Source organism: Streptosporangium sp. NPDC023825 (assembly GCF_040639575.1).
Classification (GTDB): Bacteria; Actinomycetota; Actinomycetes; order Streptosporangiales; family Streptosporangiaceae; genus Streptosporangium.
Genome location: NZ_JBFAAE010000017.1, coordinates 14650 through 29604, shown reverse-complemented (window position 1 = coordinate 29604; position 14955 = coordinate 14650). Strand labels below are relative to the sequence as shown.

The 14955-nt window shown below is 71.7% G+C and carries 13 protein-coding genes; 6 read left to right on the top strand and 7 right to left on the bottom strand.

The window, feature by feature from the left end:
- Positions 1 to 16: 16 nt before the first annotated feature.
- Positions 17 to 1633: a sugar ABC transporter ATP-binding protein gene (locus tag AB0G15_RS17320; RefSeq protein ID WP_362840397.1), complete on the bottom strand. Its 1617-nt coding sequence runs from the start codon at positions 1631 to 1633 to the stop codon at positions 17 to 19.
- On the bottom strand, positions 1630 to 2304 hold the full coding sequence (locus AB0G15_RS17315; protein ID WP_362840394.1) for a DUF2291 domain-containing protein: 675 nt from the start codon (positions 2302 to 2304) through the stop codon (positions 1630 to 1632). Before AB0G15_RS17315 ends, AB0G15_RS17320 begins: the two co-directional genes overlap by 4 nt.
- Before the next feature lie 860 nt (positions 2305 to 3164).
- Between AB0G15_RS17315 and AB0G15_RS17310 the strand changes: the two genes are divergently transcribed.
- The 3 genes from AB0G15_RS17310 to AB0G15_RS17300 all read left to right on the top strand — a co-directional run bounded on the left by AB0G15_RS17310 (position 3165) and on the right by AB0G15_RS17300 (position 6253).
- Positions 3165 to 4085 (top strand): hypothetical protein, encoded by a 921-nt coding sequence (locus AB0G15_RS17310; RefSeq protein WP_362840391.1) that lies wholly within the window; start codon positions 3165 to 3167, stop codon positions 4083 to 4085.
- A gap of 13 nt (positions 4086 to 4098) precedes the next feature.
- On the top strand, positions 4099 to 4923 hold the full coding sequence (locus AB0G15_RS17305; RefSeq protein WP_362840388.1) for a class F sortase: 825 nt from the start codon (positions 4099 to 4101) through the stop codon (positions 4921 to 4923).
- Between the two features lie 184 nt (positions 4924 to 5107).
- A complete protein-coding gene (locus tag AB0G15_RS17300) occupies positions 5108 to 6253 on the top strand; it encodes an acetyl-CoA C-acetyltransferase (RefSeq protein ID WP_362840385.1) in 1146 nt (381 codons plus the stop codon).
- A gap of 283 nt (positions 6254 to 6536) precedes the next feature.
- Here the strand turns inward: AB0G15_RS17300 and AB0G15_RS17295 are convergent, their stop codons facing one another.
- The 5 genes from AB0G15_RS17295 to AB0G15_RS17275 all read right to left on the bottom strand — a co-directional run bounded on the left by AB0G15_RS17295 (position 6537) and on the right by AB0G15_RS17275 (position 10704).
- Positions 6537 to 6728, bottom strand: a complete 192-nt coding sequence (locus AB0G15_RS17295) for a hypothetical protein (RefSeq protein WP_362840382.1) — start codon at positions 6726 to 6728, stop codon at positions 6537 to 6539.
- Between the two features lie 214 nt (positions 6729 to 6942).
- Complete coding sequence (locus AB0G15_RS17290) at positions 6943 to 8352, bottom strand: HAMP domain-containing sensor histidine kinase (protein ID WP_362840379.1); 1410 nt, start codon at positions 8350 to 8352, stop codon at positions 6943 to 6945.
- Positions 8352 to 9038: a response regulator transcription factor gene (locus tag AB0G15_RS17285; RefSeq protein WP_362840376.1), complete on the bottom strand. Its 687-nt coding sequence runs from the start codon at positions 9036 to 9038 to the stop codon at positions 8352 to 8354. The genes AB0G15_RS17290 and AB0G15_RS17285 overlap by 1 nt, the downstream gene beginning before the upstream one ends.
- 155 nt (positions 9039 to 9193) lie before the next feature.
- Positions 9194 to 9703 carry a hypothetical protein gene (locus AB0G15_RS17280; protein WP_362678363.1) on the bottom strand — a complete coding sequence of 170 codons (510 nt, stop codon included), beginning with the start codon at positions 9701 to 9703 and terminating at the stop codon, positions 9194 to 9196.
- 290 nt (positions 9704 to 9993) lie between these two features.
- Positions 9994 to 10704, bottom strand: coding sequence for a class I SAM-dependent methyltransferase (locus AB0G15_RS17275; protein WP_362678365.1), 711 nt, complete (start codon positions 10702 to 10704; stop codon positions 9994 to 9996).
- Positions 10705 to 11100: 396 nt separating this feature from the next.
- On the opposite strand from AB0G15_RS17275, the gene AB0G15_RS17270 reads away from it, so the two are divergent.
- The 3 genes from AB0G15_RS17270 (at position 11101) to AB0G15_RS17260 (ending at position 14929) form a co-directional block, all read left to right on the top strand.
- Positions 11101 to 13323, top strand: coding sequence for a hypothetical protein (locus tag AB0G15_RS17270; RefSeq protein ID WP_362840373.1), 2223 nt, complete (start codon positions 11101 to 11103; stop codon positions 13321 to 13323).
- 159 nt (positions 13324 to 13482) lie between these two features.
- Positions 13483 to 14055, top strand: a complete 573-nt coding sequence (locus AB0G15_RS17265) for a sigma-70 family RNA polymerase sigma factor (RefSeq protein WP_362840371.1) — start codon at positions 13483 to 13485, stop codon at positions 14053 to 14055.
- A complete protein-coding gene (locus AB0G15_RS17260; RefSeq protein WP_362840369.1) occupies positions 14042 to 14929 on the top strand; it encodes a hypothetical protein in 888 nt (295 codons plus the stop codon). The genes AB0G15_RS17265 and AB0G15_RS17260 overlap by 14 nt, the downstream gene beginning before the upstream one ends.
- Positions 14930 to 14955 lie beyond the last annotated feature (26 nt).

Sequence of the window (14955 nt, the reverse complement as noted above, 5' to 3'; positions counted from 1 at the left end):
GGCGTTTCCCGAGGTGTCACCCCGCACCGCCCCTGTCCGTGCTCGTGCCGGTGTTCCGGTCGATGTCCGTGTCGGTGGAGGTGCTGCCGTCCGAGACCTTCAGCAGCTCCTCCCGGGTCGTCGTGCCGCGCCGGAACTCGCCGACGAGGACCCCGCGGGCGAGCACCAGCAGGCGGTCGGGGACCCGCAGGGCCTCCTCCGCGTCCGAAGTGGTGAAGAGGACGGCCAGGCCGCGTTCCGCCTGTGCCGCGATGAGCGTGAAGATGTCCGTCCTGGCGCCGACGTCGACGCCGCGCGAGGGCTCGTCCAGCAGGAGTACCCGAGGGGCGGCCATCAGGGCCCTGCCGATCACCACCTTCTGCTGGTCGCCACCGCTCAGCGACGCGACCGACGCCTCCGCGCCGCCCGCGTCGCCCGTGCCGTCCGCGTCGTCCGCGTCGCCCGCGCCGACGGTGATGTCGTCGATCATCCGGCGGACGGCGTCCCGCTCGCGGTCACGGCATATGAACAGCCGCCGGACGAACGCGCCCAGTCCGGCCAGGGAGAGGTTCTCCCCGACCGACATCGTCTGGACGAGGCCGTCGCGGCGCCGGTTCCCCGGGACCAGGATCATGCCCAGGCCGACACGGTCGCGGATCCCCAGGCTCTCCAGCGGGGTGCCGGAGAGCAGGACGCGGCCCGACTGCGAGGGGATCAGGCCGGCGAGTGCCTCCAGCAACTCGGTGCGGCCCGAGCCCGTCAGCCCGTAGATTCCCACGATCTCGCCCTCCCTCACGGTCAGGGAGAGGCCGTCGACGGCGAGGCGGCCGGGGTTGGCCGGGTCGGCCACCACGAGGTCGCGCAGGGTCAGCAGTTCCTCCCCGGCGACCGCGGCGCGGGGCGGGAACCGGTCGCCCTGGTCGCGATCGGTCATCCGCTCCACGACCCACCGGACGCCGACGTTGCCGGCGTCCGCCGTGGCGACCAGCCGCCCGTCACGCAGGACGACGACGTCATCGGCGATCTCCAGTGCCTCCTCCAGGTGCGTGGAGACGTAGACGATCGCCACACCGTTCGAGGTCAGCTCCTTGAGGACCCGGAACAGGACCTCGACCTCCGGGGCGGTGAGCGCCGAGGTGGGCTCGTCCATGATCAGTACCCGCGCCTCCTGGAGGAGCGCCCGCGCGATCTCGACGATCTGCTGCTCGCCCGGAGTCAGGTCACCGACCAGCAGGTCGGGGTCCAGATACTCCTCCAGGCTGTGGAGGATCGCCGCGGTGGTGGCCCGCTGGGACGAGCGGTCGATCACCCAGGGGCCCCCGCGGATCTCCCTGGCCAGGAACAGGTTGTCCTGGATGCTCAGGTTGGGGCAGAGGCTGAGCCCCTGGTGGACGATCGCGACGCCCCGGTCGGCGGCGTCGCGGGGCGACACGAACCTGACGGGCTCCCCGTCGAGCTCGACATGGCCGGCGGTGGGGTGCTCGATCCCGGAGAGGATCCTCATCAGGGTCGACTTGCCGGCCCCGTTCTCGCCGAACAGCGCGGTCACCCGGCCGGCGGCCACGTCGAAGTCGACGTCCCTGAGCACGTACGCGTCCTCGTACACCTTGGTGACGTCGCGGGCGCTCAGGACGGTGGCGGTCGGGAGCCTCACGCGATCTCCTTGATCGAGACCGGGGTGATGGTCACGACGGAGGGGGTGAGGAAGCTGAAGGCCCCGATGAAGGAGATCTTCTTGCCTTCCAGCCGTGGCACGTCCAGGTTCCTGAGCAGTTTCTCCCTCATCTGATCGTTCAGCGCGGTGGCGGCGTCGGCGTACTCCACCTGGTCGAGGAACTGCCCGAAGCTGATGAACCCCACCGCGTCCCGCAGCGCCGTGCCGTTGATGATCGGGCCGACCTGCAGCGAGACCCGGGTGCCGGGGGGAAGACCGGGCACGGTCACGTGCATCAGTCCCGACCTCACCGCTCCGGCCCTGCCGACGCCCTCGACCGCGAAGGTGTAGGGGCCGTTGCCGTGCCGGACGCCGTACTGCTTCCCGGCCGCCTCCATGTCGGTGTTCATGGCCTTCACCAGTACGGGCAGCTCGACGGCCTTCCTCTCGATCGCGGGCACGACCCTGTCCTCGTACGTCCGCGCTCCGTAAGCGGCCGGGTCGAAACGCCGGGGACCCGCCGCCGCGACGGACTCCGCCGAGCGGTACTGGGTGCTGAACCCGATGGCCGCCAGGAGGGCCACCGCCAGGGCGACGGCGATCCATCTCGCCGGGATCCGCCGGCGGGGCACCTGCCCGCCGCGCGCCTGCGATGCAACCGGCGTGCTCATCTCAGTCCTTCCGATGGGTGAACCTCAGGGTGATCGCTGATCCGTCCGGGGGAGAGAGCCCCGCAAGGGGCTCGCGGCCGGGCGGGGGGAAGGCTTGCCGGAGAGCCCGGGGATGATCGCCGCTGTTCGGCGAAGGCGTTCGGCGGAACCCTTCGGACGGCGCGGCGTGCCGCCGGGGAGTCCTCGCGCCCGCGGGGCGGCGAAGTGCTCCTCGCGGCCCACCGGGCCGAGGGCGCGGTGATGCTCTTCATGTCCCGTATACCCGTTCGCACGCCTTCCACCGAATCCTTCCCGAACGGGAACCGGCCGGGCCGCCGGACGCCGTCCAGCCCACGCGGCGGCCTCGTGGGCGAACGCGAGACCCCGGTCGGATGAACGGGCCGATGACCACGGTGGGTGTGCCGATGAAATATTTCAACAACTCAAACAGGCATTCGGTGTGTCCGAATCAGGCCCACCACAGGTTCCACCCTGCCCGATGGTGCTTCCGTACGGTGATCTTTAAGTAGGGCCGCACCAGTTTTGACCTGCTTTTTTCTATATATCCGAACGCTGATTGCCAACCCCGGGCCACCCGCTCGTCGGGCGGCCGGATTCGTGGCGAGGCCCTCGGCTGGTCTCCATGAAGTGTCCCTCGCGCGTTCCGTGTCCGGCCGGGGTCCCATCCGACCCGACGCGACGGGCTTTACCGATGTACGGTGTCGTTTGCTGTGGGATAGATGGGAATTTGTGTCCGTTTAGCCGACTTGCTCGCGCGTCGCGGTCTGTGTTCGTAGGATCTATGCCGAACCTTGACCGCAACCTGTAAGCCTCGGTGGCCGGTGTGAGGCCGGTCGATCAAGCTGGAACGAGGAGAAACTGTGCTGAAGTCCAAGACGCGGCTGCGCGTCGCGGTCAAGACGGCCGTGGTCGCTACGGCGGGTGCGGGCATCTTCGGTGCGTTTCCCGCGCTTGCCTCCATCTACGCCGCCCCCGCGCCGGTGGCCTACACCTGCACGCTCGCCGGTACGCCGTCACCGTCTGCGACGTACACCTTCACCATGGACCTCACCGGCCCGACGTCGCCGGTGGTGACGAACTCTCCCTTCACGGCGACCTGGAAGATCAGCGCGCCGGCCGCCCTCCCCGCCCTCACCCCGTCCGTGGCCGTCTCGCCGAGCGCGAGCGTCGTCGCCGACGGGCAGGTGCAGATCAGCGCCAGCCCCTTGGGGGTCCTGCCGGTCCCCACGGAACTCCGCCAGATCCTGATCACCGCCGCGCCCCCGGCCGCCGGGCAGCCGGTCACCGCGCCTCCCCTGGTCGTCACGGTGACCCCCCTCGCGACCGGGGTCATCGCCTTCCAGCCCGACGCGTTCACCCTGCTCCGGGCGACCGGCGCGGCGGGTTCCGTGAACGAGGTCGAACTACTCGACTGCAACCCCCCCGACGCCGCCCAGGCCGCGCCCGCCGCGCTGCGGGTGACCGTGGGGACGGGCAGCCCCAGCGCCAGCCCGAGTGCCAGTGCCAGTGCCAGCCCGAGCGCCAGCCCGAGTGCCAGCCCGAGCGCCAGCGCGACCCCCAGGCCGACCCTCACCGTCACCCAGACCAAGACCTCCGACCCGGTACCCGACCCCGACTCCGACGAGCAGATCGACGAGACCCCCAAGGGCGCCGCCTCCACGGGCGGCGGCGGTGACGCCGGGCCCGACGCTCGGATGATCATGCTCAGCGGTGTGCTGACGGTGGCCCTCGCCGGAATCGGCGGGCTCATGCTGCGGCGGCGCACCGCCGGTCGCGGCTGATCGGGGTGGCCGGATGACCACCCCCCCGCCGCCGGGCGGCTGGCCGCCTCCGGGGCCGCCGCCGCACTACCGGCCGGTCCCGGTCCAGCCGCCGTACCCGCCGGGCCCCCACCAGCAGTACGGCCCGCCGTACGAGGAGCCCCCCGGCAGCCGGATGATGCGGTCGGTGCTCATCCTCGCCGGGATCGCCGGGGTGGTCACGGTGTTGGTGGGCCTGCTCTACATGCTGGCCTCGCCCGAGGAGTACGGTCTGGCCGACCAGCGCACCACGCTGCCGCCCCGCGATCTGGCGGCGGCCCCGGCGAACCCCTACTTCCAGGCGCCCCCGACCGTGCCGCCGCCCCTGCCCAGCCTGCCCGCGGCCCCGGCCATGCAGCCCTCGTCCCCGGTGCGCCTGGTCATCCCGCGGCTCGGGGTCAACGCGCCGGTCAGGGCCGTCGGGCTCGACAGGAAGGGCGCCATCGAGGTGCCGCCGGTCGGCAACCCGAACCTGGTCGGCTGGTACCGCTCGGGACCCACCCCCGGCGAGGCGGGTCCCGCGATCATGCTCGGGCACAAGGACACGCGCTCGGGAAGCGCGGTGTTCAGCCGCCTCGACGAGATCCGCAACGGCGACGTCATCGAGGTGCACCGCAAGGACGGGATCATCGCCGTCTACACCGTGGGCGGCCTGGAGCAGGCCGAGAAGTCGGTGTTCCCGACCCAGCGGGTGTACGGCCGGTCGCCGACCCCCCAGCTGCACCTGATCACCTGCGGCGGCACCTACAACCGCGCGACCGGTCACTACACCGACAACGTCATCGCCTACGCGACCATGACGAGCACCAAGAAGGCCTGAGAAGGGCCGTTCGGGCCGGGGCCGGGTCCCGGCTTCCCCCGGCGTTCCGGGAAAGACGCGATCATCCTCGCCGCCGTGCGCGCGGCTCCCGTCCAGGGCGCGGGCGAAAGTTCTGTTGTAACCTCCTACTAACCGAACATTGCTCGGTTTCGTAGGCAGCTCGGTTCCGCAAGCAGGAGGCACTGTGGCAGAGGCGTACATCGTCGGGGCGGTCCGCACCCCCGTCGGCAAGAAGAAGGGCGGTCTGTCCACCGTCCACCCCACCGATCTGGCCGCGCACACCCTCGGCGCGCTCGTCGAGCGTACGGGCGTCGACCCGTCCGCGGTCGAAGACGTGATCATGGGCTGTGTCATGCAGTTCGGCCCGCAGAGCATGGACATCGCGCGCAACGCGTGGCTGTCGGCGGGCCTTCCGGAGAACGTCGCCGGTGTGACCATCGACCGCCAGTGCGGCTCCTCCCAGCAGTCGATCCACTTCGCGGCCCAGGGGGTGCTCTCCGGCACCCAGGACCTCGTGGTGGCCGCCGGGGTGGAATCCATGAGCATCGTCCCCATGGGGTCGAGCATCACCGCCGCCCTGGAGAAGGGCATGCCCTTCCCGTTCGGGGAGAAGTGGGTGGAGCGGTACGGCAAGCAGGAGATCTCCCAGTTCCGCGGCGCGGAGCTCATGTGCGAGAAGTGGGGTCTCAAGCGCGAGGAGCTGGAGCGGTTCGCGTACGAGAGCCACCAGCGGGCCTCGAAGGCCGTCGCGAACGGCTATTTCAAGGACCAGATCGCCCCGATCAACGGTGTCGAGGACGACGAGGGCCCGCGCCCGGACACCACGCTGGAGAAGATGGCGTCGCTGAAGACGCTGAAGCCCGACGGCATGATCACGGCTGCCACCTCCTCGCAGATCTCCGACGGCTCGGGAGCGATCCTGATCGCCTCCGAGCAGGCCGTCCGCGACCACAACCTGACCCCCCGGGCGCGCATCGTCACCCTGGCGCTCACCGGCGACGACCCGGTCTACATGCTGACCGCGCCGATCCCGGCGACGCAGAAGGCGCTGAAGAGGGCGGGCCTGTCGATCGACGACATCGACGTCACCGAGATCAACGAGGCGTTCGCCCCCGTCCCGCTGGCGTGGATCAACGACCTGGGCGCCGACCCGGCCAAGGTCAACCCGAACGGCGGCGCGATCGCCCTGGGCCACCCGCTGGGCGGCACCGGCGCGATCCTGATGACCAAGCTCCTGCACGAGCTGGAGCGGACCGGTGGCCGGTACGGGCTGCAGACGATGTGCGAGGGCGGCGGCCAGGCCAACGTCACGATCATCGAGCGCCTCTGACACCTCTGGCGCCGTGCTCGTACGGTCCGCACAGCCCGTACGGCCCGTGAGACGCCCGTGAGGCAGGGAGGGCCCCGGTCCTGGAGTTCCAGGATCGGGGCTTTTCGCGTTGTCGCGAACGGCCCACAGACCGGCTTCGCGAAGGAACCCGCGGGAACGGCCTCGCGAAGGAACCCGCGGGAACGGCCTCGCGAAGGGGTCCGCGGGCCGGTCCCGCGAAAGGACCCGCGGGCCGGCCCCGTGAAGAGGGCCGCGGGTTGGCCTCGCGAGGCCGACCCGCAGGTCAGCGGCCGCCCTTGCCGGGAATCCGGCGCGGCTGCTGGGTGGGCCGCATCGGCGCCGGGGGCATCGGCAGATGCCGGGGCGCCGGGGGCACGACGTGCTCGGGGAGCGGGGTTCGGGGCTTGGTCGTCTTGGCGGTCTTGGACTTCCCGTCGCGCTTCTGCGCGAGTTTGTGGGCAGGCTGAATTCGCATATGGGACTCCTTGGAAAATGTGACGACGCGGTGAGATCCCGGGCCGGACAACTCAGCTGCCGCGTCAGACGAACGGGGCCAGATGGCTGAGTGCGGGCGGATCGGCGAGGACCGATCGACGCCGGCGCTTAGGAGTTAATCCACATGCGGTCGAACATACGGCGCCCCGCCGGGGCGTGCAACCGATTTGTTCGCCGCCGGCTCCGGGCCGTGCTCACCCCGCGGGACCGGACGGCCCCGCCGGGACGGGGCGCTCGGGAAGCTCGACGTGAACGCGGGTGCCCTCCCCGGGAGCCGAGGTGATCCAGCAGCCGCCACCGTGCGCGTCGGTGATCGCCTTGACGATCGACAGTCCCAGCCCGGCACCGTCGGGCATCCGCTCCCCGCCCCGGTGAAAGCGGTCGAAGGCCCTGTCCACCTGCTCGGCGGACATCCCGGGACCGTCGTCGGAGACCTCGATCAGCGCACCGCCGGACGGCCGCCGCGCGACCCGCACGGTGGCCGTCGTCCCCGCGGGGGTGTGCGTCCGCACGTTCGCCAGGAGGTTGACGAGGACCTGCCGGATCCTCGCCTCGTCGGCGGTGACGGTCAGAGACTCCGGGGCGTCCACGACGATCGGCGACTCCGGCTCGATGGCCGTGCAGTCCGCGCTCACGTCGCGCGCCACCGAGGCCAGATCGGTCTCCGCGAGCTGGAGCCCGGCGTTCCTGTCCAGGCGGGCGAGGTCGAGCATCTGGCTGACGAGATCACCCATCCGGGTGGCCTCGTCCTCGATCCTGCCCATGATCCTGGGCAGGTCCTCGGCGCGCAGCGCCCCGGTCCGGTAGAGCTCGGCGTACCCCCGGATGGTGGACAGCGGGGTCCGCAGCTCGTGCGAGGCGTCGGCGGCGAAGCGGCGGACGCGCTCCTCCGACGCCCAGCGATCCCTGAAGGCCCCCGCGATCCGGTCGAGCAGCAGGTTCACGGCCGTGCCGATCCGCCCGACCTCCGAGGGGCCCTCGGGCATCCGGACCGACAGGTCACCCTCCCCGGCCATCCGGTACGCCGTCCCGGCGATCCTGGCCAGCGGTGAGAGCCCCCTGGTGATCAGGGCGCGGCCGGCGAGCGCCAGCACCAGGATCAGCGCGCCGCCGGTGAGCAGTTCGGCGATGACGAGCCGCCGGATCGGGGCCTCGACGGACTCCAGCGGGACGGCGACGACCACCAGCCGGTTACCCTGCCTGGCCTCGGCCACCCGCGCGATCATGCCCTGGTCGCCCGCCGTGCCGAGGTCGAACGCCTCCCCGCTCTCGGCCAGGACCTTCAGGCGGGCGGCACCGAGACTCTCCACCAGCTGCGGTACGGTCGCGGCGGCGGGCGCGTCCCCGTTGACGAGCCTGGCCCGGCCCGAGTTGAGGTTCATCGCGGCCACGGCGTAGGTGGACCCGGTCAGGGTCTGCGCGAGCTGGCCCCCGGGAGCGGCGACGATCCGCTTGGCGGCGGTCGCGGTGGCCGCCCGCAGCTGCCCGTCGAGCCTTTCCATCAGGTGCCCGCGCAGGACGAGGACACTTGTCACGGACAGCATCACCAGCAGGGTCGTGCTCACCGCGAGCAGGCCGGCGAGCAGCCGCGCCCTGAGCGACATCAGGTGCCCTGGGGCGGGCGTAGCGCGTAACCGACTCCGCGCTGGGTGTGGATCAGCGGCGGGCCGAGCGGGTCGAGCTTGCGGCGCAGGTAGGAGATGTAGGTCTCGACGACCTGCGACGAACCCCCGTAGCCCCAGACGTGTTCCAGCAACTGACGCTTTGTCAGGACCAGTCCGGGATGTTCCATCATGAAGGCGAGCAGCCGGAACTCGGTGGGGGAGAGGTCCAGCGCGACTCCGGCCCGCCGGGCCTCCCAGCGTGACTCGTCGAGTTCCAGGTCCGCCACCCTGAGCGTCCCGCCAAGGTCGTCGGAGACGTCCGTCCTGCGGAGCACCGCCCGCACGCGGGCGACGAGAGCCTCGACCGAGAAGGGCTTGGTGACGTAGTCGTCGCCGCCCAGGGTGAGGCCGCGCACGGTGTCGGCGGAGGTGTCCCTGGCCGTCAGGAAGATCACCGGGATGTGCAGGCCCGCGGCCCTGATCCTCCGGCACACCTCGAAACCGTCGACGTCGGGAAGCATCACGTCGAGCACGATCAGCGCGGGGGAGCCGCCCTCCACCGCGTCGAGGGCCTGCCTGCCGGTCGCCACGCCCGTCACCCCGAAGCCGTGGAAGCGCAGGGCGACCTCGACGATGTCACGGATGTTGGGGTCGTCCTCGACGACGAGGATGGTGCGCTCGTTCATGGAGGCCCCATTCTTGCCTACTAATTCCGTGCTTCGTCCCAGTTCATAGCTGTTAGTCCATGATTGGAGGCCGCCGCGAAGCGGTGGAATTCCGGCGCATCTCGGTGATCCCACCGCTTCACGGTCAGCTTCCGCCGAGCCTCCGGGGTTCCCGGTCAGCTCCCCGGGGTGGTGGCCGGCGGGTCCAGGAGGGCGCGGTCACGCGGTACGAACACCGCGGCGGCCGTCGGGTCGGTCGAGGTGGGGACGCCGATCACGAAGACGCCGTCCCCGACGACCAGCTTGGTCAGGTCGGCGCGGACGCCGAGCCTGCGGAACCTCGTGGACGTGTCGAGGTTCCAGTTCCAGACGAGGCCGTCCTTGCTCTTGACGGTCAGCTTGTTCTCACCCTTGGCGGTGATCACGCCGCGCTGCCAGGTGTAGTCGATGAAGGTCGACTTCTTGTCCCTGACGGTGGCCCGCCCGTGGATGCCGACCACCCACAGGTTGTAGTGGGAGCGCAGCCTCGGCCCGCGAAGCGTGGAGTCGGCCTTGAGCAGCTGGTCGGCGATGGCGGTCACGCCGGCCGGCACCGGGGGGGTCGTGCCGGTCGCCCAGGCGGTGGAACCCGTCAGCATGATCGACGCCGTAATGGCCGCGGCGCCGAGTGCCAGTTTCCTCTTCATGGTGGTCCTTCCGGGAACGTCTCCCGAAGGGGAGACGTCGATCAGGCAATCGTCCCGAGCTGTGATCTTCGAAGGAGGATCCTGGGAATTTCCTGAGAGCCGTGAACCGAGAGCCGAGAGCCGTGGACTGAGAGCCGTGGACCGAGAGCCGAGAGCCGTGGACCGAGAGCCGTGGACCGAGAGCCGTGAAAAGGCCGCGCGCGGTGCCGCTCCTTTCGGGAGCGGCACCGCGCGCGGGTCACCGTGGGCTACGTGGGCGCTCGCCCGGGACTACTCGGGCTCGCCCGGGACTACTTGGGAACGCGGGCGACGCAGAAGACGGTCTGCCCGAACGGCGGGCGGACGAAGCGCTCGATGAGGCGGGTCAGGGGTACCACCGTACGGTCGTAGATCTTGACCAGGCGGGGGTCGGGGTAGCCGACGCCCCCGCGGCGGACGGCGGCCCACCAGGCGATGCCGCCCAGGAAGTTGATCGGCTTGAGCACGTCGATGTCCAGGCCCGCCTTGGAGACCGTGCTGCGCAGGGTGGCGGGGGTGTAGCGGGTGACGTGGCCGACCTTGCGGTCGAAGTCTCCGTACAGCTGCATGTAGCCGGGCACCCAGATGACGATCCGGCCGCCGGGGAGGGTGACCTTGGCGAGGGAGCGCAGGGCCTCGACGTCGTCCTCGATGTGCTCCAGGACGTTCATCATCACGACGGTGTCGACCTTCTCACCGATCGGGATCTCGGTCGGCAGGCCGAACTGGAGCACGTCGATGTCGTCGCGGCCCTCGAAACGCTTCTGCAGCTGCTCCACGCAGTAGGGGTCGAAGTCGCTGACCACCAGCCGGTCGAGGCGAGGCAGGAACGCCTCGGCGAAGTGGCCCAGCCCGGAGCCGATCTCCAGCATGGACCGGCCCACGTGCGGGGCGACCATGTCGAGCTCGTACTGCCGGTAGTTCTTGGCCTCGTCCCCACCCAGGTGGTTCTCCAGGGCCTCGTCACCGGCCGCGGGTTGCACTACGCGGTCATACCCAGACATGCGGTTCCGTCCAGCTCGCTTACGGAAAGGCCGCGGCGAGGCCACGACCAGGGACAGCCAGAGTCTAGTGGCGCTTCCCTCGCGGCGGCCCCTCAAACGCTTCACGGCCGGTGCCGCCCCTCCACGACGAGCTCTTTCACGGCGAGCACCGGCCGGGCGGCACCCCCGTGCTCCACCCGATTACCGGCTCCGCCGAATCAGCCATAAAGCACCAGCATTTCCACGGTTCACGCCGTACGGGGGAAGTTCGGCCTCGACCCGGCGGGGAGATTTGCACCGGGGGACAAGGAAACCCCTCTGGGAAATGGTGGGCCGACCGGTTCGTGATTTGGAAACGGTGCGATTCCCGGTGAGTGGAAAAAGGAGCGCGAATCGATGGAACAGATCCGATGGTGGCGCGGGAACCTGCCCGCGGAGACGAACGGCTTCATCGGCAGGGGAAGCGAGGTGCGGCGGCTGCTGGAGTCCCTGGACGGCACGCCGCTGACCACGGTCACCGGTGTCGGGGGCGTCGGCAAGTCTCGACTCGCGGTCAGGGCCGCGCGGGAGCGGCAGGAGCACCACCCCGACGGCACCTGGCTGGTGGAGCTCTCCGGCGAGCGCAACGGCGATCTGCTCGCCCACACGGTCGCGGCCGTCCTCGGCCTCCCGGAGCGGTCCGCGCGGTCGCAGACCGGCACACTCGTCGAGTTCCTCGCGGGCAGGAGACTCCTGCTGATCCTCGACGCCTGCGAGCACCTCCTGCCGGCCTGCCGCGACCTCGTCGCGGAGATCCTGGCGGCGGCACCCGGCGTACGGATCGTCGCGACCTCCCGCCGGCCGCTCGGACTGCCGCAGGAGGCGCTGCTTTCCGTCGAGCCCTTCGCGGCACCCGGCGCCGGGCCCTCCGCCCGATGGACGGAGGGCCCGGCGCCGGAGGGCCCGGCGCCGGAGGGCTCGGGGGCGGAGAGGACGCCGGAGGGGGCGGGGACGGAAAGGCGGGAGCCGGAGAAGGAACCCCCGCAGGAGCCTGGGAAACCGCAGGAGGAGCCTGAGGAACCCCCGCAGGAGCCTGAGGAACCGCAGGAGGAGCCTGAGGAATCGCGGGAGGACGACGCGCTTCGCCTCTTTCTCGATCGGGCCGGGATCGCGGCGCCCGGCCTGGAGACGACCCGGGCCGGTACGGTGGCCGCGGCCAGGATCTGCCGGCGGCTGGACGGCGTACCGCTCGCCGTCGAGCTGGCCGCCGGGTGGCTGGGATCCCTGCCGGTGGAGCGGCTCGCCGATCACCTGGACGCCCATTTCGAGATCCTCCACGGCCGGGCGCGGGTCCCCCGCCAACGGATCGCGCGCGCCGCGATCGGCTGGAGCCACGAGCTGTGCGCCCCGCGGGAACGCCTGCTCTGGGCCAGGCTCTCGGTCTTCGCGGGGGCCTTCGACACGGCCGCCGCCGAGTGGGTGTGCGGCGACGAGCACCTGGACGACGTGCCGGGCCTGCTGGCGAGCCTGGCGGAGAGGTTCCTCCTCGTCCGCGTGCCCGGCGGCTACCGGCTGCCCGCCACGGTCAGGGAGTACGGCAGGGAGCGGCTCGCCCTCCTCGGCGAGGAGGCCCGGCTGGCGCAGCGGCACCGCTACCACTACCTCGACCTGGCGCGCAGGGCCGAGGCCGACTGGTACGGCCCCGGGCAGGAGGAGTGGGCCGCCAGGCTCGCCTTCTCCATGACCGACCTCCGCCTCGCCCTCGACCCCGCCTCCCCGACGTCCGTCGAGCTCGCAGGGACGCTCTGGATCCTCTGGTTCTGCCTGGGCCGGCTGAACGAGGGCCGCTACCACATGACGCGGGCGATCGAGGCGGCTCCCGTCACCGATCCCGGGCTGCCCCGGCTCCTGTGGGCCGACGGCTGCGTGGCCATCGCCAGGGGAGAGCTGGAACTGGGCCGTCGCCGGGCGGAGGCGGCGCTGTCGGCGGCCCTCGACTGGGGCGACTACGCGGCGGCCGGGCACGCCCAGCTCCGGCTGGCCAGCAGCTCGCTGTGCTCCGGCGCCCTGGAGGACGTCGAACCCTGCGTCGAGCTCGTCCGCGAGTACTTCCGCCGGGCCGAGGCCGCCACCGTCAGCGAACCCCTCGCCCTGGTGACCGCGGCGATGGCGGTCACCTGGCGCGGCGAGTTCGACAGGGCGGTCGCGGTGCTCAAGGAAGTGCAGCGGCTCTGTGACGCGCGCGGCGAACGCTGGGCCCGAGCCTGCGGCGACTACGTCCTGTCCATCGCCCAGCTGGGCCTCGGCAGGGTGGCCGAGGCGGCGGAGGCCGCCCGCCAGTCGCTCGACGTCAAGTGGCGCCTGCGCGACGCCACCGGGGTGGCGCTCGCAGTCGACCAGCTCGCGGTGATCGCCGCCGTCGAGGGCGACGGCCGGCGCACGGCCAGGCTCCAGGGGGCGGGGGTACGGCTGTGGGCCACCTTCGGGCTCACGGGCTTCGGCTCGGAGGGCATGTCCGAGCCGAGGACCGTCGCCGAGCGGACGGCCAGGCAACTGCTCGGCGACGAGACCTACGACGCGGTCTTCGCCGAGGGCTACGAGGCCGACCCGGACGCGGCGGTCGCCTATGCCCTCCACTGACCGCCGAAGGCGCCCCTGAAGGCCACCCGGCCCTCGGCGGGCGGAGTCCCGGTCGTGCCCGCGGAACCCGGCGGGCGGAGTCCGGCCGCGCTCGCGGAACCGGCGGGCGGAGTCCGGTCGTGCCCGCGGACAGGGGCTTCCGCAAACGGCTCGTATGCGGTGGAATCTCTCACGACATCCGCGAAGGAGCCCCCGACGGACGACGACGAGGCGATCACCCGGTCGCTGGCCGGTGATCTGGACGCCTACGAGGTGCTGGTCACCCGCTACAGCGCGCTCGCGCACCGCACCGCGGCCATGCTCGGGGCCGCCGACGAAGCCGAGGACGTGGTCCAGGAGGCGTTCGTCAAGGCACACCGCCACCTGGCCTCCTTTCGCAGGGACGCGCACTTCCGCCCCTGGCTGCTGCGGATCGTGGCCAACGAGACGCACAACCTGACCCGCTCCCGTGGACGCCGCGACCGGCTGGCCGCGCGGCTCACGGACGCCGTTCCCGAGCCGGGCGAGGGGCCCGAGGAGGCGGCGGTGGCGACCGACCGGCGGGAGCGGCTCCTCGACGCGGTGCGTACGCTGCCCGAACGGGAACGCGAGACCGTGGTCTGCCGGTACTTCCTGCAGCTGTCGGAGGCCGAGACCGCCCAGGTGCTCGACCTTCCCGTCGGCACCGTCAAGTCGCGGACCTCCCGCGGCCTGGCCCGTCTGCGTGAGGAGGTGGCCCGTGACCTCACCTGACGACCTCGAAACCCGGCTCCTCGCCCTCGGCGAGTCCCTCGACGTCCCGTCCCCGCCCTCCGCCGACGTCGCGCGGGCCGTACGGGCCCGCCTCGAATCACCACTCGCCTCCGGGACACCTGCACCTGAGACACCGGCCACCGAGACACCGGTCCCTGAGACACCCGTCCCCGAGACGCCGGCAACGCCCCCCGGGGCAGCCGCTCCCGGAACACGCGTCCCCGAGGCGCCCGCGGTCCCCGGTACTGCGGGGGCGCTCCGGCGCGGGTGGGAGGCGCTGCGGGACGGAGGCCGGGCGCGTCGGCGGGCGGTGGTCGCCGCCGTCGCGATCCTGGTCGCCCTGCTGCTGGGAGCGACACCCGCGGGAAGGGCGGCGGTCGCGGAGATCCTGCGTTTCGCGGGGGTCGAGTTCAGGACCGGCGGCCCGGGGCCGCTGCCCTCGGGGGTGCCCCAGCCGCTGCCCGGCGAGCGGCGGGTCACCCTGGAGCTGGCCCGGGAACAGGTGGCGTTCCCGATCTCCCTCCCGGCCGCGCTCGGCGCTCCCACAGAGGTCAGGGTGAGTGACGGCGGCAGGGTGGTGTCGCTGTTCTGGCCCGGTCTCAGACTGGACGAGTACGACGGCAGCCTCCATCTCGTCTTCCGCAAGGATCTCGGCCCGCCCTGGCCGCAGGAGACCGGCGTGGGCGCCTCGCGGGCACAGTGGATCCCGGTCCACCACGGCCTCACCTACCTGCCCAGGAGCGGCGGCCAGACCGCGATCCGCCCTCGCCCGGCCGGGCCCACCCTCATCTGGCAGCGGGGGCGGGTCGGCCTGCGCCTGGAGGGCACCGGGGAGCTCGCCCACGCCCTGGAGATCGCCCGCTCGGTCCGCTGACGCCGGCCCGGCGCGTCGCGGCTGGA

Bases quoted from the DNA above. Each gene is read 5' to 3' on its own strand.
- AB0G15_RS17295 (WP_362840382.1), bottom strand. From the start codon at position 6,728: ATGCGAATTCAGCCTGCCCACAAACTCGCGCAGAAGCGCGACGGGAAG.
- AB0G15_RS17285 (WP_362840376.1), bottom strand. From the start codon at position 9,038: ATGAACGAGCGCACCATCCTCGTCGTCGAGGACGACCCCAACATCCGT.
- AB0G15_RS17290 (WP_362840379.1), bottom strand. From the start codon at position 8,352: ATGTCGCTCAGGGCGCGGCTGCTCGCCGGCCTGCTCGCGGTGAGCACG.
- AB0G15_RS17270 (WP_362840373.1), top strand. From the start codon at position 11,101: ATGGAACAGATCCGATGGTGGCGCGGGAACCTGCCCGCGGAGACGAAC.
- AB0G15_RS17305 (WP_362840388.1), top strand. From the start codon at position 4,099: ATGACCACCCCCCCGCCGCCGGGCGGCTGGCCGCCTCCGGGGCCGCCG.
- AB0G15_RS17315 (WP_362840394.1), bottom strand. From the start codon at position 2,304: ATGAGCACGCCGGTTGCATCGCAGGCGCGCGGCGGGCAGGTGCCCCGC.
- AB0G15_RS17280 (WP_362678363.1), bottom strand. From the start codon at position 9,703: ATGAAGAGGAAACTGGCACTCGGCGCCGCGGCCATTACGGCGTCGATC.